General features: G+C 47.5%; 20 protein-coding genes. 16 read left to right on the top strand and 4 right to left on the bottom strand.

Features of this window, described 5'->3' with window-relative positions; genetic code table 11:
- Positions 1-1,841: molecular chaperone HtpG (htpG, locus tag Q7P68_RS06670; protein ID WP_304224311.1), on the bottom strand; the 1,841-nt coding region annotated here is incomplete at its 3' end.
- A gap of 228 nt (positions 1,842-2,069) precedes the next feature.
- Between htpG and Q7P68_RS06675 the strand changes: the two genes are divergently transcribed.
- On the top strand, positions 2,070-4,334 hold the full coding sequence (locus Q7P68_RS06675) for an alpha-galactosidase (RefSeq protein WP_304224312.1): 2,265 nt from the start codon (positions 2,070-2,072) through the stop codon (positions 4,332-4,334).
- A 67-nt stretch (positions 4,335-4,401) separates the two neighbouring features.
- On the opposite strand, the gene Q7P68_RS06680 is transcribed toward Q7P68_RS06675, so the two are convergent.
- Positions 4,402-4,926, bottom strand: coding sequence for a ferritin-like domain-containing protein (locus Q7P68_RS06680; protein WP_304224313.1), 525 nt, complete (start codon positions 4,924-4,926; stop codon positions 4,402-4,404).
- 315 nt (positions 4,927-5,241) lie between these two features.
- Between Q7P68_RS06680 and Q7P68_RS06685 the strand changes: the two genes are divergently transcribed.
- The 10 genes from Q7P68_RS06685 (at position 5,242) to Q7P68_RS06730 (ending at position 17,534) form a co-directional block, all read left to right on the top strand.
- On the top strand, positions 5,242-6,534 hold the full coding sequence (locus Q7P68_RS06685; protein WP_304224314.1) for an ABC transporter permease: 1,293 nt from the start codon (positions 5,242-5,244) through the stop codon (positions 6,532-6,534).
- Positions 6,531-8,009, top strand: coding sequence for an ABC transporter permease (locus tag Q7P68_RS06690; protein ID WP_304224315.1), 1,479 nt, complete (start codon positions 6,531-6,533; stop codon positions 8,007-8,009). Before Q7P68_RS06685 ends, Q7P68_RS06690 begins: the two co-directional genes overlap by 4 nt.
- Positions 8,010-8,063: 54 nt before the next feature.
- Positions 8,064-8,852, top strand: coding sequence for an outer membrane lipoprotein-sorting protein (locus Q7P68_RS06695; protein WP_304224316.1), 789 nt, complete (start codon positions 8,064-8,066; stop codon positions 8,850-8,852).
- On the top strand, positions 8,849-10,054 hold the full coding sequence (locus tag Q7P68_RS06700) for a hypothetical protein (RefSeq protein ID WP_304224317.1): 1,206 nt from the start codon (positions 8,849-8,851) through the stop codon (positions 10,052-10,054). Before Q7P68_RS06695 ends, Q7P68_RS06700 begins: the two co-directional genes overlap by 4 nt.
- A 22-nt stretch (positions 10,055-10,076) precedes the next feature.
- Positions 10,077-10,976: a YveK family protein gene (locus tag Q7P68_RS06705; protein ID WP_304224318.1), complete on the top strand. Its 900-nt coding sequence runs from the start codon at positions 10,077-10,079 to the stop codon at positions 10,974-10,976.
- A gap of 82 nt (positions 10,977-11,058) precedes the next feature.
- Entirely contained in the window at positions 11,059-11,688 is a 630-nt protein-coding gene (locus Q7P68_RS06710) for a hypothetical protein (protein ID WP_304224319.1), read from the top strand.
- 117 nt (positions 11,689-11,805) lie between these two features.
- The gene (locus Q7P68_RS06715; protein WP_304224320.1) at positions 11,806-12,372 is read left to right on the top strand and encodes a MarR family winged helix-turn-helix transcriptional regulator; all 567 of its coding nucleotides are present in this window, start codon (positions 11,806-11,808) and stop codon (positions 12,370-12,372) included.
- 150 nt (positions 12,373-12,522) lie between these two features.
- Positions 12,523-14,649, top strand: coding sequence for an ABC transporter ATP-binding protein (locus tag Q7P68_RS06720; RefSeq protein WP_304224321.1), 2,127 nt, complete (start codon positions 12,523-12,525; stop codon positions 14,647-14,649).
- Entirely contained in the window at positions 14,646-16,517 is a 1,872-nt protein-coding gene (locus tag Q7P68_RS06725; protein WP_304224322.1) for an ABC transporter ATP-binding protein, read from the top strand. Before Q7P68_RS06720 ends, Q7P68_RS06725 begins: the two co-directional genes overlap by 4 nt.
- 48 nt (positions 16,518-16,565) lie before the next feature.
- The gene (locus Q7P68_RS06730) at positions 16,566-17,534 is read left to right on the top strand and encodes an MBL fold metallo-hydrolase (RefSeq protein WP_304224323.1); all 969 of its coding nucleotides are present in this window, start codon (positions 16,566-16,568) and stop codon (positions 17,532-17,534) included.
- Positions 17,535-17,549: 15 nt separating this feature from the next.
- Here the strand turns inward: Q7P68_RS06730 and Q7P68_RS06735 are convergent, their stop codons facing one another.
- Complete coding sequence (locus Q7P68_RS06735) at positions 17,550-18,158, bottom strand: superoxide dismutase (protein WP_304224324.1); 609 nt, start codon at positions 18,156-18,158, stop codon at positions 17,550-17,552.
- Between the two features lie 102 nt (positions 18,159-18,260).
- Between Q7P68_RS06735 and Q7P68_RS06740 the strand changes: the two genes are divergently transcribed.
- Positions 18,261-19,028 carry an MBL fold metallo-hydrolase gene (locus tag Q7P68_RS06740; RefSeq protein ID WP_304224325.1) on the top strand — a complete coding sequence of 256 codons (768 nt, stop codon included), beginning with the start codon at positions 18,261-18,263 and terminating at the stop codon, positions 19,026-19,028.
- Between the two features lie 34 nt (positions 19,029-19,062).
- Here the strand turns inward: Q7P68_RS06740 and Q7P68_RS06745 are convergent, their stop codons facing one another.
- On the bottom strand, positions 19,063-19,878 hold the full coding sequence (locus Q7P68_RS06745; RefSeq protein ID WP_304224326.1) for an SDR family oxidoreductase: 816 nt from the start codon (positions 19,876-19,878) through the stop codon (positions 19,063-19,065).
- Positions 19,879-19,993: 115 nt separating this feature from the next.
- Here Q7P68_RS06745 and Q7P68_RS06750 point away from each other — a divergent pair, with 115 nt between their 5' ends.
- The 4 genes from Q7P68_RS06750 to Q7P68_RS06765 all read left to right on the top strand — a co-directional run bounded on the left by Q7P68_RS06750 (position 19,994) and on the right by Q7P68_RS06765 (position 26,499).
- Positions 19,994-22,249, top strand: coding sequence for a substrate-binding domain-containing protein (locus Q7P68_RS06750; protein ID WP_304224327.1), 2,256 nt, complete (start codon positions 19,994-19,996; stop codon positions 22,247-22,249).
- Between the two features lie 5 nt (positions 22,250-22,254).
- Complete coding sequence (locus Q7P68_RS06755) at positions 22,255-22,908, top strand: response regulator transcription factor (RefSeq protein ID WP_304224328.1); 654 nt, start codon at positions 22,255-22,257, stop codon at positions 22,906-22,908.
- Between the two features lie 82 nt (positions 22,909-22,990).
- Positions 22,991-25,057, top strand: a complete 2,067-nt coding sequence (locus Q7P68_RS06760; RefSeq protein WP_304224329.1) for a glycoside hydrolase family 52 protein — start codon at positions 22,991-22,993, stop codon at positions 25,055-25,057.
- A gap of 122 nt (positions 25,058-25,179) precedes the next feature.
- Positions 25,180-26,499, top strand: a complete 1,320-nt coding sequence (locus tag Q7P68_RS06765; RefSeq protein ID WP_304224330.1) for an ABC transporter substrate-binding protein — start codon at positions 25,180-25,182, stop codon at positions 26,497-26,499.
- Positions 26,500-26,517: the final 18 nt, after the last annotated feature.

Genomic DNA, 26,517 nt, shown 5'->3' on the forward strand with positions numbered 1-26,517 from the left:
TTGAGCCGTTTTACAAAATCCGCCGGGTCTTGGAGCTTAATTCCTTCCACAATTAAGGCTTGGTCAAGGAGTACCGTTGCCACATCGGCAATGCGATCCTCATCGTTTATGTCTTTAAGACCAGTGACTATGGGATGGTTGCCGTTCACCTCCAAAATGGGCTTTACTTCTGGTAATTCGGTCTGGCCCATAGCGCGGAGCATCTGGGCAAACTGGATAGACGGGTCGTTTTCGTCCGCCACGATACAGGAAGGGGAATCCTGGAGCCTGCGGGAAAGCTTCACGTTCTTGACCCGGTCTCCTAAGGCTTTCTTTATTTTTTCGATAACCGGCTGAAGGTCCTTTTCAGCATCCTTGTCTTTTTGTTCCCCCAGCTCTTCGTCCGCGCCGGCGCGGTTTACCGCCTTAAGCTCATAGTCCTTGTACTTAAAGAGGGACGGAATGACAATGTCATCAATTTCATCATCCATGACAAGCACTTCGATACCTTTAGCCCGGTACGCTTCAAGGAGGGGGGATGCTTTCAGGGTCTTCTCGTCGCCACCAGTTATATAATAAATAGCCTTCTGGTCGCTTTTCATGCGGGACACATAGTCAGCAAAGCTGGTCCAGCCTTCCACGGCGGTGCTTTTAAAACGCACCAGGTCTTGCAGGGCTTCCCGGTTGGCAAAATCCTGGTAAAGCCCTTCTTTGAGGGGCCGGTTGAATTGGGAAATAAAGGTTTCCCATTTTTCCTTGTTATTGTCTGCAATGGCCTTGAATTCGGCGAGCAGTTTCTTTACCGATGTGTTGCGGATATTCTGAAGAATCCGGTTCTGCTGCAGGATTTCCCGGCTCACATTTAAGGGTAAATCTTCAGAATCGATCACACCCCGGACAAAGCGAAGGTAGGTGGGCATGAGCTCCTTGTCATCATCGGTAATGAAAACCCGTTTTACATAGAGTTTTACACCCGGCTTGTAATCCGCATTGTACAGGTCAAAGGGAGCCTTCTTCGGAATATAAAAGAGGGTAACATATTCCAGGGTCCCTTCCGCTTTGGTATGGACATAAAAGAGGGGATCCTCCGTGTCATGGGCAATCTGTTTGTAGAATTCGTTATAGTCTTCTTCTTTTAATTCTGTTTTCGGCTGTCTCCAGATAGCCGTACCGGCATTGATTCTATCGGTTTTGGTCTTGCTTCCCTTTTCCTTTCCCTTGTCATCGTATTCCTTTTCTTCGTAAGTAAGGTAAATGGGGAATGCCACATGGTTGGAGTACCGTTTAATAATGTCTTCGATAGTCCAGCGGTTGGCAAATTCAAGCCCCTCTTCATTGAGATGCAGGATTACGGTGGTACCGTGACTGTCCCACTGGGCAGTCTCGATGGTATAGCTCTCTTTACCATCACTGGTCCATTTCCATGCTGCTTCCTCTGCGGCTTTGCGGGTAATAACTTCTATCTTTTCAGCCACCATAAAGGCTGAATAAAAACCAACGCCGAACTGCCCAATAAGGTTAGAATCTTTCTTTGCATCGGCGGACAACTTTTCCAGGAATGCCCTGGTTCCTGAGCGGGCTATGGTTCCCAAGGAAGTGATAAGGTCTTCCTCGTTCATGCCAATACCTGTATCGGAAATGGTGAGAGTTTTTGCGTCCCGGTTAAATGAAATATCGATACGGGGATCGAACACTATTGATTTATAGGCATCATCGGCTACGGTCAGGTATTTGAGCTTGTCCAGAGCGTCGGAAGCGTTGGAAACCAATTCCCGCAGGAATATTTCTCGGTTTGAATAGAGAGAATGAATAATGAGGTGTAGTAGTTGGCTTACCTCGGTCTGAAACTGATGCTGTGCCATGAGCAGAGACTCCTTGTCTGTGTTGATTAATCGTTGCATGAATATTTATATGCGGATAGAGACCGCAGTTATTTTTAAAATACTCACGAGAGCCCAATAACGGCAAGCGGAAAACGCAGGTTCCTGCGCAATGTCTTTGTTATGCTTTGCATCCCTGATGCGCGGTATTTCTGTACCTTGTTTTGGTTTGTATGAAACGATAGGCTGATCCAGAGAAGGATTTTTATTATGGCAATACTTTGGCACCCGGAAGAAAAGGAATTTCACCTTCGTAATGATTATCTAAGTTATATTATAACCCTGCTCCCCGACGGCAGCCCCGCTTTGGCCTACATCGGCCGCCCCCTTTCGCCGGATGGCCGCTATGGCCGCCTCATTCGTTTTGAAGACCGGGCCCTTTCTACCCATCAGCCGGGTCTCCCCCCATCCTTTTGCCTTGAATATGTACCCCGGGAGTATCCCACCTACGGCCGCGGGGATTTTCGATTCCCCGCACTGGAATTTGTTTGCGAAAACGGAATGCCCCTTGTGGTCGACCTGCAGTACCGGTCGCACCGGATTTACAGCGGGAAGCCTCACCTGGATGAACTCCCGGCAACCTACTGCGAATCGGATGCAGAAGCGGAGAGCCTGACCCTTGTTCTGGAAGATAGAGCGCATCAAATAGAAGTGCATTTGCATTATACCCTTTTTGCAAACCATCCCATTGTGGCTCGGCGGGTCAGTATACATAACAGCGGCAGCAAGCCCATCTATCTTAAACGGGCCCTCTCCGCAGTGCTGGACCTTGATTCTGCTGATTGGGAAATGCTGCATTTCGCGGGAGCCTGGGGCCGGGAACGGCACCTGGTCCGCAGGCCCTTAGTGCCGGGCTTCCAGAGTATTGGCAGCAGCCGGGGTTCTTCCAGCGCCCAGCATAATCCGTCAGCCATTTTTGCAAGGCCGAACACGAGCGAAACCTCTGGAGAGGCTATCGGAGCTCTTCTTGTTTATTCTGGCAATTTCAGCATTGATGCGGAGGTTGGTTCCCACGGGACAACCCGCCTTGGTATTGGCATCAATCCCTTTGGGTTTTCATGGAAATTAAAGAGCACTGAAACGTTTGAAACCCCGGAAGCCCTCTTTGTGTATACCGCCCAGGGCTTCGGCGAGATGACACATCATATACACCGCCTTTTAAACCGCCGTCTTATCCGGGGCCAGTGGCAAAAACGGGAACGGCCCATCCTCATCAACAATTGGGAAGCTACCTATTTTCAATTTGATGAATATAAGCTCCTTTCCATCGCCCGTTCGGCCAAGGATTTGGGGGCTGAGCTCTTTGTGCTGGATGACGGCTGGTTCGGCCGCCGTAAGGATGATACGAGCTCCCTTGGTGACTGGAAGGTAAACCGGGAAAAACTGCCAGGAGGACTTGAAAGCCTAGCCCGGAAGATTACGGACCTGGGGCTATCCTTTGGACTTTGGATAGAACCAGAAATGGTAAGCCCCGATAGCGACCTTTACCGGCAGCATCCTGATTGGGCCATCGGCTCTCCCTTTGAAAAAAGAACCCTGGGCCGGAACCAGTTGGTTTTAGACATGAGCCGCAGTGAGGTGGTGGATTACCTCTTTGATACGATAAGCGGCATACTTTCTTCGGCGCCGATTTCATATATAAAGTGGGACATGAACCGGCACATCACCGAGCCGGTTTCCGCCGGCCTTCCCCCGGACGAGCAGGGCGAATTTTTCCATCGCTATATACTGGGTGTGTACCGCCTGTACCGGCGTCTTACCCAAGTCTTTCCTCATGTCCTATTCGAGTCCTGCTCTGCCGGCGGAAACCGCTTTGATGCGGGTATGCTCGCCTTTGCGCCCCAAGCCTGGACAAGCGATGACAGCGATGCGATTGAGCGGCTTAAAATCCAGTGGGGAACAAGCTTTTTTTATCCCCCCAGTGCCATGGGTGCCCATGTTTCTGCGGTACCCAACCACCAGGTTGGTAGGATAACACCCCTTTGGACTCGGGCCTTTGTCGCATTTTTTGGAGCCTTTGGGTACGAATTGGACCCGGAAAAACTTACGGAAGCGGAAAAGGCGGAAGTACGGGAACAGATAGCTTTTTACAAACAATGGAGAATCCTCTTTCAGTTTGGCGATTTTTACCGCCTCGAAGGGGGTCGGTCTGGGGACGGGAGCGGAAATTTTGTAGCCTGGATGTCCGTATCAGAGGACCGACGGCGGGCCGCAGTGCTGGTAGTCCAGGTTCTCGCTCAGCCAAATCCTGGTTTCAGCCATTTGCTACTGCGGGGCCTCGATCCATCATTGAATTACCAGATCCGGGTGCGGCCCGCCGTAGCGGTAAAAAACGAAGCATCTCTTCGCTATAACGAGGGCTTGCGTCGCGGAGACGAACTAGAGTATGTGGGGCTTCTCCTTGGAGGCGACGGCTGGAACGGGGGTTCCCGGGGAGATTTCGCCTCCTGGCTTTTCACCCTGGAGGCTCATTAGGCGGGATAGCCGTTATTACCGCAGCTGCCCCCTGCTGGGGGCTAGCTGCGTATGTTCGCGAAAAGGCTCATCTACCGAGCTGGTTTTTGAATGCCCGCAGGTGGTTTTCTGAGGCATTGCGCAGATTGGTAAAGAGGGTTTTCAGGTCCGCATATTTTGAATCCTGAATGACAGGCTGGGCGAGGAAACGGTCATACATGTCAATGTTGTCAATTTCTGCTTGTACCCCCGCTTCGTAGGCTTCGGTAACTGTTTTAGGCACAACGATAAATGATGCGGACTCATCTTTCGGGATCGCAATCTTATAGGTTTTGAAAGCCTGTTCAAGCCAGCTGATATGTGTTTTTTCCGCTTCCATAATATTAGAGAAGGGTCGGATGGTACCGAATTTGGCCATAATGGCTACATATTCCCCCCTGGCCAAATACTCGTCCTGGATAGCATAGGTGAGCATATCCTGGATGGTAAGGTCCGTGTCTGCCTTAGCAGCCCCGTTTCCGTATAAAACTGCTGTTCCGGTAGTTGACGCAAACGCAAGATTCCCTAGCATTGCAAGTACAAAAAGCATAGTCCAATGTAATATCTTCTTCATTCTAAACTCCTTTCATACATGTAGTATGTATTGAATACATAGCAATTAGTATGCCAAGAGATAAACATAGTGTATGAATATTTTAAATCTTAACTTTATAAGGAGATACCTATTTGCTTTTAATAGAATAAAGCTATTACTTTTATAAGCAATTGTGTAAATTGAGGAATAATTTTCTCAAAGAGGGGAAAAAATGGTAAATAGTATAATTTGATGTTCATAAAATGAACAAATAAAATGAGTAGAAGCAATTAACTATTCAATTATAACTATTATTGATTGTCAAACTATCCAATTTAATTTACAATATGTCCAATGTATCCCTTTTTTGCATATCGTAACCTGACACGCAGAAGTAGAAGGTATATTTTTATTTTCTCTGCCATGGCTTTGTCCTTTGCGGTTATTACCATAATTACCGGAATTTCTAACGGTGCTATGGTTGCCCTTCAGGATAAGGCTGCTCGTTATTTTGCAGGCCATATCAGCATTACCGGTTTTCTTCCGGGGCAGATACAAAGTATAAACAATACTGATGAGCTATTAACAAGACTTACAGAAAGTTCTTTACCTCTTAGAACAATCTCACCGCGTACTATTTACTATCGTGGAGATGCCCAGTTGTTTTTTGAAGGCGAACGGGTAATTCAGCGCAGGCTCATAGGCATTGATGTGGATAAAGAGCAAGCCGAATTCGCAACAATGGACATATCTTCAGGTTCATTAGCTTCTCTAAACAATCCTGAAAGCCCCGGTATTGCTATCAGCCAATCGGCAGCAAAAATATTACGCTGCAAAGTCGGCGATATGATAACCTTGTATCTTTCGACCTATGATGGGCAGCCAAACTCTATAAATCTCGTGGTCCATGCAATTTTTAATGAAACAAGTCTGTTCGGGTTTGTGGCTTACATGGATAGGCACATATTAAATATTCTAATAAAAAAGGAATCTGATTTTAGTACTGATATTGCCCTGTATGTTCATAATGGGATTAATCTCAACAAACTGGTGAATCGATTGCATTCCTATTTAACGAATTTAAATTACAAAACAGTTCTCTTTTCTAGCCGAGAAGAACGGGATGCAAAACTTTCTTCTGTGGTAAAAAAAGACCCAGTATTCGTAATACTAGCCCAAAATGCCCAACTTGCACAAATACGACAATTTATTACTGCTTTTTTAGGAATAACCTATTTTATATTGGTAATATTTTTGCTGATTACTATGACTGGTGTTATCAATACATATCGGGTCCTGATACATGAACGAAAAAAAGAAATAGGTGTTTTACGGGCTCTTGGAATGCAAAAATCCGGTGTTGTCTCTCTCTTTTTGATGGAAAGCGTTGAACTTTCTTTTTTTGCATCCCTTGTAGGTTTTGTCATTGGTTCTGCAGTACTGTTTGTTGTTTCCTTTTTTAATCTTTCTTTCATACCAGGGTCTGGATTAGTGCTTGAACAGGGGCATCTCCGTATTAGTTTCTCTGTCTCGCTGATGTTGTTAAATATGTTCCTATTAATCTGTGCCACTATGCTTGCGGTATTACGTCCGGCATTACATGCCAGCCATGTTTCTCCAGTATTAGCTATGCGGGGTGGTGCATGATGATTGTGTTTTGTTTAGCATACCGCAACTTATGGCGTCATCCTAGGCGTACGTATTTTATTGCAGCCATGATTGTTTTAGGGTCCATGTTGCTGAGTATAGCTTCTTCGGTTCTTGAAGAGGCATCGAAAGGGATGGAAGTATCTCTTGTGGGGAGTCTCACGGGACATTTAGCCTTAGGAGCTCTGACAGAAGAATCATATGGGCTGTTTGGAAGTGAAGTACCAATTGTAGGTGACTATGAAACTATTCCTCCCATAGAGGGTGGAAAAGAAATCTTCCCCTTATTACAAAGAATACCAGGGATATCATCATATACCAGTATTGTCTCGAGTTTCGCAAATATATCTATTGGCAAATTTTCGCAAAAATCAGTAGTTTTTGGTATTGATGCTGCGTCATATTTTTCTGTAATGAAGGACATCGAAATCTTGTGGGGAAGCCCAGAAGAGCTGAATCATGGTGGCGCCTTTCTAAATGAAGTATGGGTAAAGAAAGCAGAGTCATATCTTAAACGGCCTCTTAAGTCTGGGGAAAAAATTGTTGCTGCGGTAGCATCCCATGGATCTTTTCGATTACGGACATTTCATGTAGCTGGTATATATCGCTACAAAGCACCTTCTGAAATTTTAGATAGAGTTTTGCTCGCAGATCCCATGCTGGTGCGTAGTCTGGTAAATTATACTTTGGGAAATAAAATTGGGAATCAAAAAAATGAATTATCAAACAACATCGAGCATAATTCGGAATTAAATTCGATTGATGATATTTTTAACAGTGCACAGGATATCGTGAATGATGGAAATACTGAAATTACATTACAGTCAGTAGAAGCTGACTTGCAGGATACAAGCCAGAGAGATGAGCGCGTTGCTGCCGATTCTGCTGCTTGGAGTTTTATTCTGATACGAAAAAATGATGCTATTTCCGTCGGAACTGTTAAGTCCGAACTTTCAAAACGTTTAGAAAAAAATGGTATAGATGTGAGGATTTTAGATTGGTATACAGCGGCTGGTTCAAACGCCATGATGCTGTTTACACTTAAATCGGCTCTGAATATAGGTGTCCTTTTCCTTATTTCCGGAGCTCTAATGATTCTTATTAATTCACTTGTTATATCAGTACTCGAAAGAACCGGTGAAATTGGTACGCTTCGGGCCCTGGGAGCACATAAAGTATTTATTATACGGATGGTGTTAGTAGAAATTTGCATATTAACAATGGGAGCTGCAATTATTGGATTGTTGCTTTCTGTTTTTGTGATGATCGGGATATCTCATGCGGGAATTAGAATTAGTAATCCACTTCTCATTGGGCTTTTTGGTGGATCATCTTTGAAGCCGCACCTTTCAATCATGTTTATTGTTGCCTTTCTTATAGGTACCATTATCACATCGCTTTTATCGAGTATTTATCCGATACGGCTTGCTTTGCAGATTAGCCCTCGAGAAGCTATTGCGCAAGGAGAAACCTAAACCTCATTTTCAGGTTTGCTAGAATTTGTCTTTTTAAGAGGATAGAGTTGTAGTATGAAAAGATTAATTTGGTTATTGATGTTCACCATGACTACCTTTGGTTTAGTATTTTCTCAAAGTGTAACAGCGTTTGATGTTAAAAAATACCAGAGTTTGCTCGCGACGGTAGATCGGGAACTCTCTGTATTGGATACTGATTTTTCTGCCGAATATGTAATTCAGAAACGGGACCCTGGCGGAGCTGTCTCCAGTACGAGAGCGACAATATTCCGAAGGGATGCAAAAAATCAGTTTCTGGTACTTATTCTCGAACCTACTATCGATAAGGGTAAAGGGTATTTAAAATTAGGAGATAATCTGTGGTTGTATGATCCAGTAGGCAAAACGTTTACCTTTACCAACGCTCGTGACCGGTTTCAAAATTCAAGCTTTAAGAATTCGGACTTTGAACCGTCTCACTTGTCAAGGGATTATAAGCCCCTATCCGCAGAACGGACTAAACTTGGTTCCTATGATTGTACTCTATTGGAACTTGAAGCTGTTTCTCGTGATGCTGCGTATCCTAAAATGAAAATTTGGATCTCCAGTGATAATCTTGTTCGTAAAAGGGAAGAGTATAGTCTCTCCGGATCTATTTTGCGGACTGTTGCGATACCTTCATATCAGAAAGTTGAAAAGAAATGGTTGCCTGCTAGTATGATTATTATTGATCATTTACAATTTAAATCTATTAATGGAAAAGTTGAATATGAAAGAACTACGGTTACGGTTTCTAAACCGTCATTAAAATCGTTACCAGATACGGTCTATACAAAGGATTATCTTGAAAGGGTTGCCCGATGAAAAAAGCTCTCATATTGATAATTACATTCCTATGGTCACTGTTTTTCAGTGTGCTTTTTGCCCAGGATTTGCCGTCAGAACCTAGTGCGAATTCAAGTCAGATTGATGAACTATTTTCAGATACGCAGGATATTATTAATTCTGATGAATCTTCTGTAACATCTATTGATCACACTACCGTATTTACTGAAAAACCGAAACTACAATTTTCTGGGTCTATTTCTGCCACTGTAGGTGTATCCATTGGTTATACCCAATGGCCTGATCCTAACAATCTTTTAGCATATTATGATGGGGCTGCTGGTGGAACTGCTACGACAACGTTAGTTATGCAAGCCCAACCGTCATCAATTCTTGCAGTGTATGGAAATGTCGCTAGCTCGGTAGATACGAGTGAAACACTCTCTTGGTCACAATTTACCATTGGTTCTCTTTATTTTGATTATTATGGAATTTCCAATGTATCTATTAGGGCGGGACAGTTTAGCACAACCTGGGGGCATGGTAGGATTTTCTCGCTCAGTAATCTTATGTCCAGTAGCGGAGATGATCTCACGCTCCGTGTGAGCTTCCCGTTAGTTTTCCAGGGACTATCTATGTTTGTGCTTGCTCATAAAAAATATTTTAGTAGCTCTACAGATATACCTGCTGTCTCTGAATATGCTTATGCAGCCAATTTAGATCATGTGATAGGTCCAGTGAGAATTACTGAAGGCTTTCGGTATCAGAAACAGGAAGGTTTCCGTAATATCTTGTCAGTACAGGGAACTCTTCTGGGGATAGATATATTTAGCGACATTCTATTATCATTTAACGAAAATGATTTTAAAAATCCTATAAAAACATGGGGTTATGTAGGAGGGGCATTTAAAGAATTTTCGCAAACGAGGTTGTATGGCGAGTACCAATATACAAGCGAAACGGTCGGAGGTATGGATCATACAATAGCTTTGGTTTTCTTACAGCGAAAACTATTTGGTCAAACCCTTGATGCGGGGTTTAAATGGGAGCATACGTTTTTTGATCATTCCGGCCAATTTGTTCCTGGACTTACCTGGGCTTGTCTTCCAAACGGTACGCTACAATTTGCTTTTCCTATAACTTATGGACCTGATGGAGCACGGTATGTTACCAATAATGAGGACCCAAGCAAACGACGAATCATGCTTGCTGTTCTACTAAAAATAGAGGGTTCATTTTAAGGCATTAGTAAGGAGAAAAGGTATGTCACAGATTGAACAAAACGAAGATGAGATTTCTTTAATCGATTTATTGGTGGTGCTATTAAAGCATTGGAAGATGATTATTTTGATACCATTTGTGATATTTGTTAGTTGTACAATTTACCTCATTTCAAAACAATTTTTAAAAGAAGAAAAATTTATATATGAGACTTCGTTAAGCTTTTCAGTAAACCCAATTATCAAAGAGTTTACTAATTCTATTAATTTCGAGGAACAGATAGTAGGATTGTATTTAAAAGATATAAACTTAATTTATGAACAAATACAAAAAAGTGGTATAAATATGGTCAACGGTGAAATTATACCTTCAAACCAAAATGATGCTATGTTTTTAATAAAAAAAACATTTATTGAAGGTGTGTCTTCTTCAAATGTTTTATATAAGAACACGGAAAAACCATTTGTAGTCACCCTAAAGGACAATATTATTTCTATTGCAATTCGATTAAATAATCAAGAAACCAGTGAACGCTTTTTAAAATCACTTGTTTTAGTGATTAACGATAAATTATATAAATTAGTTGTTCCAATTGCTTTAAATATAACAAAAAATTATGAAAAGTATTTTGCAGATGGTATGAAAAATCCTACTCCAGTTTTACAAAACATTCTTACCACACAATATCCAAGCTATACTTATGCAACTGCTTTTTTAGATAAAAAGCTAGATGTATTATTACTAAATAGTATTATTTCGGTAGAAATATCCCATAAAAATCCTGGTAATATACTCATCCTAACTGTTTCTTTTTTTGCTTCCCTCTTCTTTGCTATATTCCTTGCTTTTGTACTTGAGGCAATAGAAAATGTAAAAAATGACCCTGAGGCTATGACGAAAATACACAATGCGCTTCAGGGGAGAAAGCAAAAACAAGATTAATTGGCTAAGTGTAATAGTAGACAGACTCATGAATCTGTAGATAAGGTTCATGAGCTTGTCGGAAAACCCTAGGGGTATTTTAATGATGCAACCATTTTTTTTGTTTTGGTATATACTCTGGCCATTAATCCCGCTGCTCTTTTATTTGCAGTCCCTAGAATCAGAACTAAATCAGTACACCCTTTCTGTTGTTTTAGGGCTCTATAGTTTTATCTGGCTTTGTAATCAGTTTATTCTTGCTGCAAGACCGAAGCTCCTGGTTCGTATTTTCGGGACTAAAGTGCTTACAGTGCTTCATTCCGTGATGCCCCTTGTTATTATCATCCTTACAGCCCTGCATAGGATGCTCAAAATCTCCTATGGTTTCAGTCCCGATACTGTGCAGGCCCGACTTGGAGCCTTCGCCTGGTGGCTTTATGCCCTTGTTATTATATTTACTTTGTTTCTCATGGCGAATACCATATTGATGAAAGTATCTCCCTTTAAACGTTTTAAAGACTTTGTGTATGCCAAAACGGGTCTTACCTACAAAAGGGCCCGGCTTTTTCACAATATTACGCTGATCGGAGCCTTCGCCCTGTTTGCACATATATCCCTTGCATCTTCATCCCAGTTTTCACATAACCCCTGGGGTACGGGATTTCTTATTCTTTGGATGCTTTTTTCTCTTGTCTTGTATGTGCGGTATCGTCTGCGGGGCCGGAAATCTTAATTTTGTTTGTTCCTATACATCCTGACACCAAAGAAAACTAAGGTACCTTGACATAATTGTAAGGCACCTTTATATTACATCCATAAGGTACCTTCGTTTTGTTATTTAGAGGTTTTTATGGATTCTCAAATTCTATTGGAGCAGCTGTACAAACTGGAATGGCTGCTGCGCCGTTACTATTTTTATAGTCTGCGCCAGAATGGTCCCATGGCTACTCCGCACCGTGGCCAGGGCCGAATCTTAGCGCTGCTTAAGATTAAACCCGAAATCAGTCAGAAAGAACTTTCCACTATTCTGGATATTAGAGCACAGTCTCTAGGGGAACTCCTTGTGAAATTGGAAAAAGCGGGTTACATCACTCGAAAACAAAGCGAGGAAGACCGCCGAGTAATGGAAATAAAACTCACCGAAGCGGGACGTAGGGCTGCGGAATCAGCCGTCGATGATAACGAAGGCGAAGAGTTGTTCGGTTGCCTAAACGAGAAGGAGCAGGAAATCTTAAGTAAGTATATTGGCCGACTCATCGAACATCTGGAAAAAATTTTGTCCCAGGAGTCTGCGGGCAAGGACTACTGCAGAAGGGCTGGGGTGATTCACCGGGGTTTTGATCTCCGGGACTTCGAAGCCAGCATGAAGCGGGGCCTTTTTGGCCGGGGCAGTCCTAAGGATTTTCCGGAAGATTAATCATATGCGCGGGGCTTAAGCTCATTCACAAGGAGACGAATACAATATGATGAAATTGATAAAATATTTAAAACCCTATGGGGCTTCTGTGTTCCCCTAGTGGTGCTTCTTTTTATACAGGCCAATTTTGACCTCGCTTTGCCGGATTATATGTCCCGGATAGTTAATTATGGCATCCAGCAGGGCGGCATAGACAGCCCTGTCCCGAAGGTCTTGAGTGGAGAAAGCTTTCGTCTCATAGAAAGCCTCTTGGAAACTGAGGATGCAGCCCTGGTAATTCGGCTTTACAGCCCTGTGGCTGCTGGATTGGTCACCACGGTGCCTATGAAGAAAACCGTACCAGCTGCCCCGGCAGCCCCAGCGGCGGAAGTCTTGCCGCTGTCGGATCAGCCAGTCTCGCAGTTGCCGACTCAGGAAGAGCCGGTTTCAGAGAAGCCAAAGCTATTAGCTCCACTATACCAGCTGGGTCCAGTCTCGAAGGCTGAACATGCGGCTCTGGAGCGGGCCATGGCCCGGAGTCTCGCCATGATAGCAATGTTCAGGCAGTCGGGCCTGGCAGTAGAGCAGGGGCAGCAGCAATTTACCCAAGCCTTGGATGCCATGGGAGCTAAGGCCCAGGCTCAGATGGCCATAGCCTGGCTGCATAAAGAATATGAGAGCATCGGCGTAGATGTGGAAAAGCTCCAAATGTCTTACATTGTCCACGACGGCCTTATCATGATTTTAATGACTCTGGGTTCCATGGCCAGCGTTATCCTGGTGGGTCTCCTGGCCGCGAGAACCGCTGCGGGGGCAGCAAAAACGCTCAGGCACGATGTGTTCAGCAAGGTTATTAATTTTACCAACTTAGAATTCGATACCTTTTCCACCGCTTCCCTTATCACGAGGACTACCAATGACATTAGCCAAATGCAGATGGTAACCTTTATGTCCCTCAGGATGCTCCTTTTCGCCCCCATTATGGCCGGCGGCGGCGTCATCCGAGCCTTGGGAAAGGCCCCCTCTATGGCATGGATTATTGCCCTGGCTGTGCTGGTTCTCATCGGGGTGATTAGCCTCGTGTTTTCCATCGCCCTGCCTCGGTTCCAGCTCATGCAAAAATTGGTGGATCGGCTTAACCTGGTGGCCCGGGAGAACCTGAGCGGCCTTATGGTCGTCCGGGCTTTTAACCGCCAACAGTTTGAAGAACAGCGCTTTGATAAGGCAAACCGGGATCTCACCGAGGTGAGCCTTTTTGTAAACCGGGTCATGGTCATCATGATGCCCTTCATGATGATACTGATGAACCTCCTCAGCATCGGCATTATCTGGGTTGGTGCCCACCGGGTAGCCCAGGCATCCATGCAGGTCGGGGATATGATGGCCTTTATGCAGTATGCCATGCAGATTGTCATGTCATTTATGATGCTTTCCATGATGTTCATCATGCTCCCCCGGGCAGCCATCTCTGCAAAACGTATTTCTGAGGTCCTAGACACTCAGGAATCTATTAAGGATCCGGAAAACCCTGAGCCCTATAGGCCAGCTTCGGAAATACGGGGTAGCATCGAATTCCGGGATGTTTGTTTCCGCTATCCCAAGGCCGATACGGATGTGCTCTGTCATATTTCGTTTACCGCCCCGGCGGGCAAAACAACGGGTATCATCGGCCCCACGGGCTCCGGCAAAAGTACCCTCATCAATCTGATTCCCCGTTTTTATGATGTCAGTTCCGGTTCCATATTGATAGACGGCATCGACATACGGCGCCTGAGCCAGAAGGAACTGCGGAGCCTTGTGGGTTATGTACCCCAGCGGAGCCTTCTTTTTTCCAGCACGGTGGAAGAAAATCTCCGCTTTGCCGATGAGGACGCCCCGCCTGAGCGCCTGTGGGAAGCCCTCCGGGTAGCCCAGGCAGACTTTGTGCTGGAGAACCCGGAAGGCCTTTCTCTTTCGGTTTCCCAGGGCGGAACAAACTTTTCAGGGGGGCAAAAACAACGTCTTGCCATTGCCCGCGCCCTAGTAAAGGACTGTCCCATCTATCTCTTTGATGAGAGTTTTTCGGCCCTGGACTTTAGAACCGATGCGAAACTCCGCCGAGCCCTGGAAGAGCGGACTTGTGCCAGCACCCGTATCATTGTGGCTCAGAGGGTAGCCACTATTATGCATGCGGACCAGATTATTGTACTGGACGAAGGCCGGATTGTAGGCCAGGGGACCCACCGGGAACTGCTTGAAACCTGCGAAGCCTACCGGGAAATTGTGGAATCCCAGTTCAAAGGAGAAAAAACAGCATGAGCGACCAGAATATAAACCGGCCAAAAACGATGCGTCCTGGAGCCATGATGGGCCGGGGAGGCGGCCCCATGGCCATGATGAAGGGTGAAAAGGCGAAAAATTTTAAGGGTACCATGAAAAGGCTTATGCGTTCCCTGGCTCCCTACAAGCTAAGCATCGGTATCGTCTTTCTCTTTGCGATAGCCTCAACAGTATTCAGCATCATTGGGCCCAAGGTGATGGGAGAAGCAACCACGGTTCTCTTAGATGGGGTTCTCGCAAGCTTCCGCGGAACTGGCCGCATCGATTTTAGCCGTATCGCTGCAATCCTTAGAATGGTGCTTGGTCTCTATGTGTTTGCTTCCCTCTGTTCCTTTGTTATGGGCTGGATCATGGCCCGCGTTGCCACCGACCTCACGTACCGGTTCCGTTCCCAAATCCAGGCAAAGATTAACCGAATTCCTTTCCGCTACTTCGATAGTACGACCCATGGGGAGACCCTGTCCCGGATTACCAACGATGTGGATACTATCAACCAAACCTTGAACCAGAGTCTTACCCAGATAATCACTTCCGCAGTAACCGTGGCGGGAGTCCTGGCAATGATGATTTCCATAGACTGGCGCATGACCCTGGTGGCCCTTCTCATGATTCCCCTGTCTTTCGGCATCATCGGCCTTATTATCGGGAAAAGCCAGGGGTATTATAAGACGCAGCAAAAATACCTGGGGCATATTAACGGTCTTGTGGAAGAGATGTACGGCGGTCACCTCGTCATGAAGGCCTTTAGCCGGGAAGCGAAAACCCTGGAAACCTTCGATAAGACCAACGAGACCCTCTATGATTCGGCCTGGAAAAGCCAGTTCCTTACGGGGGTCATGATGCCCCTTATGAACTTTGTGGGTAATATCGGCTATGTGGGCGTGGCAGTTCTGGGTGGCTACCTGGCGATACAAAAAGCCATTAGTGTCGGGGACATACAGGCCTTTATCCAGTATGTGCGGAACTTTACCCAGCCGATTCAACAGATTGCCAATATCAGCAACGTTCTCCAACAGACCGCCGCGGCGGCCGAACGGGTCTATGAGTTCCTGGATGAAACCGAAGAAAGCCCCGAACCGGCAGCTCCTGCAGAACTTACCCATATCCAGGGTCAGGTAGAATTCAGGAACATCCGTTTTGGATATGACAAATCAAAACCTGTCATCAAAAATTTCTCTGCCCGGGCTGAACCGGGGCAAAAAATCGCCATCGTCGGCCCCACCGGTGCGGGAAAAACGACTTTGGTTAAATTGCTTATGCGGTTTTATGATGTTGATGAGGGTTCGATCCTGCTGGATGGCCACGATATCCGGTCCTTCCGGCGCGAGGACCTGCGGAAAAACTTTGGAATGGTACTGCAGGATACCTGGCTGTATAACGATACCATAAAGGAAAATATCCGTTACGGACGCCTGGATGCCGCCGACGAGGAAGTCATCGCAGCGGCGAAAGCTGCCTATGTGGATCACTTTGTTCACACCCTTCCTGAGGGCTATAACATGGTTCTGAACGAGGAGACAAGTAATATTTCCCTGGGACAGAAACAGCTCCTTACTATAGCCCGGGCGATTCTGGCGGATCCACCCATTATGATTCTGGACGAAGCCACGAGTTCTGTAGATACCCGGACTGAAGTTCTTATCCAAAAAGCCATGGATCGGCTCATGCACAACAGAACAAGCTTTGTCATCGCCCACAGGCTTTCGACTATTCAGAACGCGGACCTTATTTTGGTGCTCCGGGACGGAGACATTGTGGAACAAGGTACCCATAGGGAACTGCTTGACCGGAATGGTTTTTATACGGAACTTTACAACAGCCAGTTCGATGTTCCCGCCGTCGTGTAAAACAAGATCAGTTGTATGCCCGGCGGTTCGCCAATGAGGGATAAATGAATGCTTAAGATCCGAGTGCTGATAGACAACGACCTGCCGCCGGCTTCTGCTTTAGAGGATGGGATTCCACAGAGCCTCGCTGCGGAACACGGTCTTGCCTTTTGGATTGAAAAGGACGGCAGGGCAATCATTTTTGATACAGGCAAAAGCGGCGCCTTTACAGAAAATGCAAAGAAGTTGAATTTGGACTTGGCTGCCGCAGAAGCGGTGATTATTAGCCACGGACATTATGACCATGGTGGAGGCCTTCGTGCTCTGGCGGAGGAGTCTGGCTACCGGGGTCCCCTCTGGACGGGCAAGGGCTTTTTTGACCCCAAATGGTCCGACGACAGCCAAAAAAGTCAGGTCCGCGCTGCAGTTACCCACTCCGAAGTTTCCAATTCCGCAATCTCCCACTCCGGAATCACCCAGCCAGCTGCATTCCAAAATAATACAGGTGCCCAGCTTCGCTATCTTGGTCTTGATGTAGACCCCTCATTTCTTGAAAGCCGGGGGATTTCTGTGCGGGAACTCGAGATTTCTGCAAGCGGCACCAAGGCCGAAATCTTACCGGGGGTATTTATTATTGGGGGCTTTCCCCGAACACACAGGGAAGAAACAATCGCGTCCCGTTTTGTGGTAGATCGGAGCGGCATAGAAGCTGATGACTTTTCCGATGAAGTCGCCCTCGTGATCGATATGCCTCAGGGCCTTGTTTTCCTTGCAGGCTGCGCTCATCCGGGGCTCATGAACATGCTCGACATGGTTCGATCTGGCTTCGGCAAAAGGTTGTATGCTGTATTTGGCGGCTCCCACCTTGTGGAAGCCGATGAGGACCGTATCAACACAACCGGCGACTACCTTGCTTCGAGCGGAATTAGTCTCATCGCCCTGGGCCATTGTACCGGCCCGGCAGCGATGGAAAAGCTTTCCCAGAAGCTTCAGGGTCTAAGTCCCCTTTATACCGGAGCGGTCTATACTCTGGGCTGATATTTTTGTTCTCCGCTAGGCTTTTAGCAGATTTTTCTCCACCTGTTTCCAATTTACCAGATTCCAAAATGCTGCGATGTAATCGGTGCGGCGGTTCTGGTATTTTAGGTAGTAGGCATGCTCCCAGACATCCAGGCCCAATATGGGTACGAGCCCCTGGCTAAGCGGATTGTCCTGATTGGGGAGGGCAAGGAGCTTAAGTTTTTTCTCAGGTGTTACCGCCAGCCACTGCCAGCCGCTTCCAAAAAGGTTTGCTGCTCCCTGGCTGAATTGCTCTTTAAATGCATCGAAGGAACCAAAATCCCTTGCAATAAGTTTGCCGAGTTCTCCGTCCGGGGCTCCGCCTCCCTGGGGAGACAAGATGTTCCAGAATAGGTCATGATTAAAGGTTCCGCCGCCGTGGTTCCGGACTGCTTGCCGGATAGCCTCGGGTACCTCAGAAAGCCTTCGCAGCAGATCCTCAAGGCTCCACTCATGAAGCTGCGGCGCCTGTTCCAGGGCAGCATTCAGTTTAGCCACATAGGTCCCATGGTGTTTGTCATGGTGTATTTCCATGGTCTTCGCATCTATATACGGCTCAAGGGCCTCGAATGGATAGGGCAGGGGTGAAAGTGTAAAGGACATGTTCAGTACCTCCTGTCTATATATTACAAAAATAGTAATAATAAGGCAAATTTGTATAATTTTCTTATAACCAGAGACAGGATGGGTAGTATATTGTTAAGTATGAATACGAGTAGTTTTCAAAGGTTTCTTGGTGTTTTCAGGAACCTGCAAGCCACGGTTTTTGCCGTAGCAGCAACTATGGGAGCAGCAGCAATGGAGGGTTCCGGAAATTTTGTGTCGGATCACTTTTCAACTTCCGCTGGGAAGCTTGAAATAGTGTTTATTGGTCATTCCACGCTAGCCATGCAGGTTGGCAGCCTGAAAATCCATATCGATCCGCAAAGCCGGTATACCGATTATAGTCGATGGGAAAAGGCTGATCTCATCCTCATAACCCACGAACACGCGGACCATCTGGACCTTAAGGCTATTAGCAGCCTCTCGGGGCCCCAAACCCGTATCATAACAAGCAAGGCGGTGCGGGATAAGATCGGAATGGGGGAAGTGCTTGAACATGGCAAAAGCCTCGCCCAGGGGCCACTGTCCGTCACTGCCTTTCCGGCCTATAACATAACGAACGGCCGGGAAATGTACCATCCTAAATCTCGGTTAGATAACGGGTATATACTTGCCCTCGGCGGCCTTCGGGTCTATGTGGCCGGTGATACGGAGAATATCCCTGAAATGGCAAGCCTTGACTCCATCGATGTGGCCTTCCTTCCCATGAATCAGCCTTTTACCATGACGGTCCCGCAGGTTGCAGAGGCAGTGAGGGCTTTTAAACCTAAAATCGTCTATCCCTATCATTATTCTTCAACAGATCCGCGGGAACTGGTGCGGCTCCTTGAAAAAGACACTTATACCGAAGTGCGGATACGGAAAATGTAAAGGTTGATGCGCTTCCGTAGGGTCCCCTCGGCCCTTACCAGGTTCCGCGGGTCATACCGCCGTCTATGGTCACAAGCTGCCCTGTCATATATGAAGCTGCGGGCGAAATAAGAAAACAGGCAGTGCGGCCAAACTCTTCGGTAGTGCCGTAGCGGCCCAGGGGAATGGCCGCCTCTGCTTTGCGCCGGGCTTCTTCGGGCGAACAATGCATCCGTTCTGCCGCGGCTGCATCGATCCGTTCAACTCTGCCGGTAGCAAAACGACCCGGCGCAAGGCAATTTATTCTGATACCCCTGGGGGCCAGTTCCCGGGATAGGGTCTTGGCCATGGCGACAGTGGCAGACCGCAGGGCATTGGAAAGAATGAGGCCCTCAATGGGTTCGGTCACCGAGGTAGAAGAGACGATCAGCACGGCCCCTCCGCGGACTGCAAGCCCTGGCAGGCAGGCGCGGACCAGGCGGACCGCCGACAGGAGGAGCAGTTCAAAGGCTCCCTGCCAAGCTTGGTCATCAAAATCGGCAAAAAGTCCTGGGGGCGGTCCGCCTGAGTTTACCACCAGGGCGTCTATGGCCTCACCGTAGCGGGACCGGGCTTCTGCAACCCAGGCTGCAATAGAGTCGGCCCTGGTAACATCCAGCGGATATCCATCAACCTGAACCTCTCTGTTCTGCTTCTGCTCGCTGCTCTGGTTATTTCGCAGTCGAGACAGGGCTTCTGTCACCTTGTTTGCGTCCCGGCTTCCGATCCACACGCGGGATCTTTCCTGCAAAGCCGCTTGAGCGGTGGCAAAGCCCAGGCCTTCGCTCGAGGCCGCTACCAATACTGTTTTTCCGTGTAATTCCAGATTCATACAGAAAAGTATAGAATATACGGATAACTAAAACAAATTGTTCGCTCCTTGATGCTATTTCATAACCGTTATAGGATAGATGTAACGAAATCGGTTAAGGTAGGCCTCAAGAGCTATGCATAAAAAAACAATTGGTTTTCTCGCTGCCCGGCTGGATGATCCCTATCAGCATTCGGTATGGAGCGGGGCTGTGGAGGAAGCGGAAAAGCTCGGCATATCATTAATCTTTTTTGGAGGCCAGCGCCTTGGCAGCCCTGTCGGTTACGAGGCTTTGGACAACATCGCCTTTAACCTTGCAGGAAGAAGCCGGCTTTCAGCCCTAGTGGTAATGACCAATGTCATCGGCACGTATTTAACCCAGGATGACCTGTTTTCCTTTATAAAAAGCCTTAAAAAGGTTCCCCTTGTATCGGTTGGGGTCGCTATACCGGGTGTTCCCAGTGTCTGCATCGATAATGCCGGTGGTATGGTTGCCATGGCTGATCACCTGGTCAATGTCCACCGCCGCAGGAGATTTTTATTCCTCGCAGGCCCGGTGAATCATAATGAATCTATTGCGCGAGAACGGGAATTTTCTGGCCGTATTAAGGCTCTGTTAGGAGAAGAGGCTGAACTGCATATAGAATACTGCAATTTTCAGGAGAGCGAAGCCTGGGATACTACGGCCCGTTTGTTTGCTCAAGGGCTTCCGTATGACGCCATCGTAGCGGCAAACGATTCAATGGCTATGGGTGCCTTAAGAGCCTTGGCTGAGCTGGGGGTGCGGGTCCCTGAGGATGTTTCTGTTACCGGTTTTGACGATACGGAGGATAGCCGCTTTAGTATTCCGCCCCTGACCACAATTCGTCAGGGTACCTATGAGTTAGGGCGGCAAGCCATTAGGTCCTTAGCCATCAATCTTGGCCTTTTGCCAAAGGGGCAGTTGGTTGCCAGTACGGCTCAGGTATCCTTTATTGTCCGTGAATCCTGCGGATGTTCCTCCATGCAAGGCGAAGATCTGGTAGATTTCCATGAGACTGGATCTGAGGAACAGGATAAAAAAAGCGGAACCAAGACCCTGGCACAGCTGGCTCAGGAAGTAAATGGGGCCCTTATGAAGGGCAGAAATCCCGCTACTATCCAATTTCGTTATATAGATTCGCCTTATAAGGAAAAAGCACAAGTTATTATAGCAGAAGGAATAGCCCGATACCAGGCTTCGTTGCGCCGCTCGGTTGAACGGCGGGCTGCGGTGCTGCGGGAAATTGAGGCGTCCCTGGTCGCGTCCTTTGCTTTAACTGATATTCTGTCGGCAGTTGCACGGGGCACACGGACCCTGGGAATATCAGCCTGTTATCTTGCCCTGTTTGAATCCAAGGGGCTGACCCCGGAGTGGGCCCGGCTTTTGCTTGCTTCTGAGGGTACGAAGACACGGATTCTCGCCCCCTATGGGGTGCGCTTCCGTACTGTTGAACTACTGCCCGGGGGCCTCCCGGAACAGTGGAAGTCCTATGTGGTAGAACCCCTCCGTTTCGGTGAGGAACGGCTCGGATATTTAGTTTGTACCGCAGACAGCGAAGACCGGCAGGTTTTCGAGGCCCTCCGCGATCAGGTTTCCGGTGCGATAAAGGGAGCCCTGTTGATGAGCGCTGAACGGGATCGGGAGCTTTATCTTGAGCATCAGGTACGGCTTAGGACCTTGGAACTTTCGACCGCCAATGAACAACTGCGGGAGGAAATTGAGCGGCGCCGTGCTTTGGAACGGGAATTGCTCGATATTTCCAACGATATTATGGCAAGTATTGGCCGTGATATACATGACGATCTGTGCCAAAATATCGCTGGGATCGGCCTCATGGCAGCCATTCTGGAAGGAAGCCTCCGCCGGCTGGACGGACCGGGTGCAGAGGCGGCGGCCAAGTCTGCGGCTGCTATCGCCTCGGCGGCAAGCAGGACCGCATCTCAAGCTAAAGGTATTGCCCGGGGCCTGTATCCTGCAGAACTGGAAGCAAAAGGCCTGGTTGCAGCAGTGGGTGAGCTGGTCCGGGCTGCACAGGAGCGGAGTAGCAGTACTATCACCCTTGAAGTTGATCCCGGATTTAGGGTAAAAAACTCAGAAAAGGCCCTGCAGTTGTATCGGATAGTTCAGGAAGCCTTAAACAATGCGGTTGCCCATGCGAAGGCATCTCTCATTCAGGTTTCGTTGCGGATTGATCGGGAAGCAGTAGAGGTTTCGGTAACCGATAATGGAGTCGGTTTTAATCCCCTGCTGGTTCAGGCTAATGGTCTTGGTTTGCGGATCCTCAAATATCGATCCAGTGTTATTGGGGGAGAGCTTAAAATAAGCTCCCAGGAGCCGGGCTGCTGTATATCCTGCCGGGTAGCGAGGTAAAATCTATGTCCCTACGAAAGTCCTTTGTTGTCATCGATGATCATCCCCTCTACCGGCACGGTGTGGTTGATCTTATTGTACAGGAATTGCATCTTGAACCGGTTGGAGAGGCGGGTTCAATTCCTGAGGCAATGGAACTCCTAAAAAAAACAAATCCAAATCTTGCAATTGTGGATATTTCACTCCAGGAAAAAAATGGTCTTGAGTTGGTTAAGACAATACGGAGTGAATACCCTTCGGTCGCGGTCCTTGTGGTGAGCATGCATGAAGAAAACCTTTACGGTGAACGGGCAATTTCTGCCGGAGCCTCAGGTTATGTGATGAAACACGAAGAACCCTCGGTGCTTCTTAATGCGGTCCGCACCGTTCTGGAAGGCAAGGTTGCGGTCAGCGATAATCTTCGCGAACGGATGCTTTCTGGTATTGTTGGCGGTAAACATTCAGGAGATCCTATCAAACGATTATCCGACCGGGAATTAGAAGTTTTTCGTTTTATAGGGCGGGGCTTTGGAGCCGCTGAAATAGCGGAATTGATGAATTTGTCGGTTAAAACAGTCAATGCATACCGGGACCATATAAAAGAAAAACTTAATATTGCAACCGCAGCCGATTTGCGCCGTTACGCGGTTGAATGGATTGCGGATCAGGAAAAAGCATAGGTCAAACTACCGATAGCCAAATCAGCCTCATTTCCGATAGTAATCAATAATCTTAAAGCGTATTCTGCTGTTGGAGGATAAAATGGGTCTTCGTGTTTCGGAAATTGATTACTATTCGTTGCATGGTATTTGGGGTGCTTATGCGTCATTGGTTTTAGGAAGGATTGGAAAAGGCGCTGGTGTTGTAGTCGGAAATGTACAGCCCCCATCACGGAGCCTTTTTATCGGGTATCAGCTTGGGAACGAAAGTCCCCGTCTTTTTCCCTTTTGTCCCGATACCAGGGTTGGTCTGGATGCGACGGCGTATATCGATCCCGATGCCCCGGCAAAACCGGTACTGGCCCCTCCTGCATATTCTTATTTTCAGAGCCAGGAAATTGAACGTTACATATCTTTAAGCGGAGAGGAATGGAAAGCAGGTCTGGTTTCATTCAAAGTCCATTCATTTTTCGGAAAAGTTCCCGATCCGGCTTTGTCCGATCCAAATGTACTGAGGTCTCATATTCGGCCTGCTATTTATGTAAGCCTTACCTTTGACAATACAGCTCATTCAGAGCCCCTTACGGGAATCTTTGGCATGCAGGGAGTCAGGAGACCCCTCTCTGATAGTACCAACGGAACCATGCTGGGCTTTGCCCATGGCACCGAATGGGGCTTTGCGGTCTTCCCCGAAGAAACTATCGATGAGGTAATGGACTGGCGCGTAGTCGACGCGGTTTTTAACGGGAACCGGCCTCTCCGTCGGCTTGCATCAGAAGGAGCCCTGCGCTTCAAAGTTCCAGGGGGCGAAAAAAAGGTTTATCACATTGCCCTCGGTGTGTATCGAGATGGGGTGATCACCTCAGGCCTTCGTACTCAGAGTTATTATACGAGTCTCTTCCATGATCTGGAGGAGGTGCTGGAATGTGCATTGCGGGATACTTCCAGAATGATGCAGAAGTCCGCACAGCTAGATACAAGTCTTGAACAGAAAAAACTGTCTGATGACCGCAAGTTTTTATTATTCCATGGAATCCATAGTTATTGCGCTAATACGGAACTCCTCATTTCAGAAAAGGGCGATCCAGTCTTTGTGGTTAACGAAGGGGAGTATCAAATGATGAATACCCTGGATCTAACCGTAGACCAGGCATTTTTTGAATTGGAGTATACCCCGTGGACCGTTAAAAATGAGTTGGATTTCTTTGCAGTACGGTCCTCTTACACCGATGCCTACGGACTGGCCTTTTCTCATGATCAGGGTGTGGCCGACTGTTTTACACCCCCTGGTATGTCTACCTACGAACTGCCGCGGCTATCCGAATGCTTTAGTTATATGAGTTTTGAGGAAACCCTCAACTGGGTTTTAACAGCCTCACTGTATGTGAGCCGAACAAAGGATATCCAGTGGTTTACCGATAATGTGCAATATCTAGAAGCCTGCCTTGCTTCTATGAGGGCACGGGACGCCAATCAGGATGGTATTATGGATATAGATTCGGACCGCTGTGCAGGCGGCGCTGAAATTACCACCTATGATTCCCTCGATGTCAGCCTGGGGCAGGCTCGGAATAATTTGTATCTCGGCGTTAAAACCTGGGCTGCCTATGTTTGTTTGGCCTCCCTTTTTGAACACTATGCACCTCAATATGTATCGCATATACAGGAAGCCCGCGAATCCGCACAAAGGGCGGCGAATTCTATCCAGGCCCGGATGTTAGACGAGGGATATATTCCTGCGGTCTTTGAATCAAATAATCGTTCAAAGATCATTCCTGCGGTTGAAGGTCTCGCTTATCCCTATGCCTGCGCTTGGCCCCAGCTTGTGGCTGAGAATGGCCCCTATGGCTCTTTTATTAAAACACTAAAAAAACATCTTGATACGGTACTTGCGCCGGGAGCCTGTCTTGATGCAGTGTCCGGAGGATGGAAGCTGTCTTCAACCAGCTACAATACATGGCTTTCAAAGATATTCCTCAATCAATTCGTAGCAGAAAACATACTAGGCTTTACAGACGAACGGGTCTATCGTGATGGAATACATGCACACTGGCTCCGATCGGGGAGCGCTCAATGGGCTGCTACCGATCAGGTGCATTCATCGGATGGACATGATATGGGCTCTCGTCTGTATCCGCGGCTGGTAACCGCTATTTTATGGACTTTATAAGGAAATTGGCACAAGGACTTTCTATAGGTAAAATGTCCTAGGTAAAAAATCGGCATTAGCCCTATGCCCTTAAAGTGGAAAGGGGTTCATCATGGAAGCCATCCAAATTATAGGAGGGCACGATGATGAAAAAGATGTTCATGTCCGGGTTGCTGCTGGTATCCATGCTGGCAGCGACAAGCATGCTGTTCGCCTCAGGGCAGCAGGCCCAATCAGGGCAGGCTGGTGGGGATAAGCAGGTAAAAATTACCTGGTGGGCTTTGTCCGGCGGAGGCGGGGCAGATGATCCCCGGGAAAATATCCGTAAACAAATAATAGCTGATTTTGAAAAAGCAAATCCCAATGTAAAAATTGACCTAGTCATGCTCGAAAACGAAGCCTTTAAACAAAAGGTCCAAGTAGCTGTGCAGGCTGGGACTCCTCCAGACCTCTTCCATTCATGGGGAGGCGGGGTCATGGTTGAATATGCCAAGGCTGGCGCGCTCAAGGATATTACCAGTTTCGTACAGTCCGAATTGACCTCCTCTATCGGTAAGGGCGCCTTGGAAGTCTATAGTTACGATGGCAAATTTTACGGCGCACCCTACGACATGGGTGCTGTAGGATTGTGGTACAACAAAGATGCTCTTGCCAAAGCTGGTGTTTCTGTTCCAAAAACCTGGGATGAGCTTTTGGCTGCTGTTCCCAAACTCAAAGCTGCAGGCTATGTACCGATATCCCTCGGCGCTGGTGACCGCTGGCCCGCCCATTTCTGGTGGGTTTACCTGGCCATGAGACTTGGCGGTAAGGAAGCTTTTGATAAGGCTTACAGCGGAAAGGGTTCATTTAAGGATGCTCCCTTTGTAAAGGCTGGGGAATTGCTCTTGCAGCTCAAGAACCTGGAACCCTTCCAGACCGGCTATCTTGGAGCAACCTATGATAACCAGGCTGCGGTCATGGGTAACGGCCAGGCTGCTATGGAACTTATGGGACAGTGGGCCCAGGATGTTCAGGTTGCAAACTCCGCCAATGGAAAGGGTCTTGGAGACGCCCTCGCATGGGCTCCCTTCCCGGCAGTAGCAGGCGGTCAGGGTAAACTCACGGATGCCATGGGCGGCGGCGGCGGCTATGTGGTCGGTAAAAATGCCCCCAAAGAAACCCTTGATTTCCTCAAGTTTTTCCTGCAGCGCCAATACAACGAAGCTCTGGTAAAAATTGAAGGCACCATTCCTGTTGTAAAGGGTGCAGAAGTTGCGCTCAAGGAACGGCCCAATCATATGGCTATCGCCCAGGCTGTCGCAAATGCCGGCTATTATCAGCTGTACTATGATCAGTATCTGCCTCCCGCAGTCGGCGAAGCGGTAAAGGATGCGGTTGTCGGCCTCCTGGCTGGCAAGCTGAATCCTGCCCAGTGTGCAGCGGCAATCGATGATGCATGGCAGAAGGAACGGACAAAAAAATAACATGCTTGCCCTGTGGGC

Origin of the sequence: Gracilinema caldarium, from assembly GCF_029265695.1 — a bacterium.
GTDB lineage: Bacteria > Spirochaetota > Spirochaetia > Treponematales > Breznakiellaceae > Gracilinema > Gracilinema caldarium_A.

Excerpts from the sequence above, each read along its gene's own strand:
- Q7P68_RS06675 (WP_304224312.1), top strand. The coding sequence starts at position 2,070 with ATGGCAATACTTTGGCACCCGGAAGAAAAGGAATTTCACCTTCGTAAT.
- Q7P68_RS06680 (WP_304224313.1), bottom strand. The coding sequence starts at position 4,926 with ATGAAGAAGATATTACATTGGACTATGCTTTTTGTACTTGCAATGCTA.
- Q7P68_RS06685 (WP_304224314.1), top strand. The coding sequence starts at position 5,242 with ATGTATCCCTTTTTTGCATATCGTAACCTGACACGCAGAAGTAGAAGG.
- Q7P68_RS06690 (WP_304224315.1), top strand. The coding sequence starts at position 6,531 with ATGATGATTGTGTTTTGTTTAGCATACCGCAACTTATGGCGTCATCCT.
- Q7P68_RS06695 (WP_304224316.1), top strand. The coding sequence starts at position 8,064 with ATGAAAAGATTAATTTGGTTATTGATGTTCACCATGACTACCTTTGGT.
- Q7P68_RS06700 (WP_304224317.1), top strand. The coding sequence starts at position 8,849 with ATGAAAAAAGCTCTCATATTGATAATTACATTCCTATGGTCACTGTTT.
- Q7P68_RS06705 (WP_304224318.1), top strand. The coding sequence starts at position 10,077 with ATGTCACAGATTGAACAAAACGAAGATGAGATTTCTTTAATCGATTTA.
- Q7P68_RS06710 (WP_304224319.1), top strand. The coding sequence starts at position 11,059 with ATGATGCAACCATTTTTTTTGTTTTGGTATATACTCTGGCCATTAATC.
- Q7P68_RS06715 (WP_304224320.1), top strand. The coding sequence starts at position 11,806 with ATGGATTCTCAAATTCTATTGGAGCAGCTGTACAAACTGGAATGGCTG.
- Q7P68_RS06720 (WP_304224321.1), top strand. The coding sequence starts at position 12,523 with ATGTCCCGGATAGTTAATTATGGCATCCAGCAGGGCGGCATAGACAGC.
- Q7P68_RS06725 (WP_304224322.1), top strand. The coding sequence starts at position 14,646 with ATGAGCGACCAGAATATAAACCGGCCAAAAACGATGCGTCCTGGAGCC.
- Q7P68_RS06730 (WP_304224323.1), top strand. The coding sequence starts at position 16,566 with ATGCTTAAGATCCGAGTGCTGATAGACAACGACCTGCCGCCGGCTTCT.
- Q7P68_RS06735 (WP_304224324.1), bottom strand. The coding sequence starts at position 18,158 with ATGTCCTTTACACTTTCACCCCTGCCCTATCCATTCGAGGCCCTTGAG.
- Q7P68_RS06740 (WP_304224325.1), top strand. The coding sequence starts at position 18,261 with ATGAATACGAGTAGTTTTCAAAGGTTTCTTGGTGTTTTCAGGAACCTG.
- Q7P68_RS06745 (WP_304224326.1), bottom strand. The coding sequence starts at position 19,878 with ATGAATCTGGAATTACACGGAAAAACAGTATTGGTAGCGGCCTCGAGC.
- Q7P68_RS06750 (WP_304224327.1), top strand. The coding sequence starts at position 19,994 with ATGCATAAAAAAACAATTGGTTTTCTCGCTGCCCGGCTGGATGATCCC.
- Q7P68_RS06755 (WP_304224328.1), top strand. The coding sequence starts at position 22,255 with ATGTCCCTACGAAAGTCCTTTGTTGTCATCGATGATCATCCCCTCTAC.
- Q7P68_RS06760 (WP_304224329.1), top strand. The coding sequence starts at position 22,991 with ATGGGTCTTCGTGTTTCGGAAATTGATTACTATTCGTTGCATGGTATT.
- Q7P68_RS06765 (WP_304224330.1), top strand. The coding sequence starts at position 25,180 with ATGATGAAAAAGATGTTCATGTCCGGGTTGCTGCTGGTATCCATGCTG.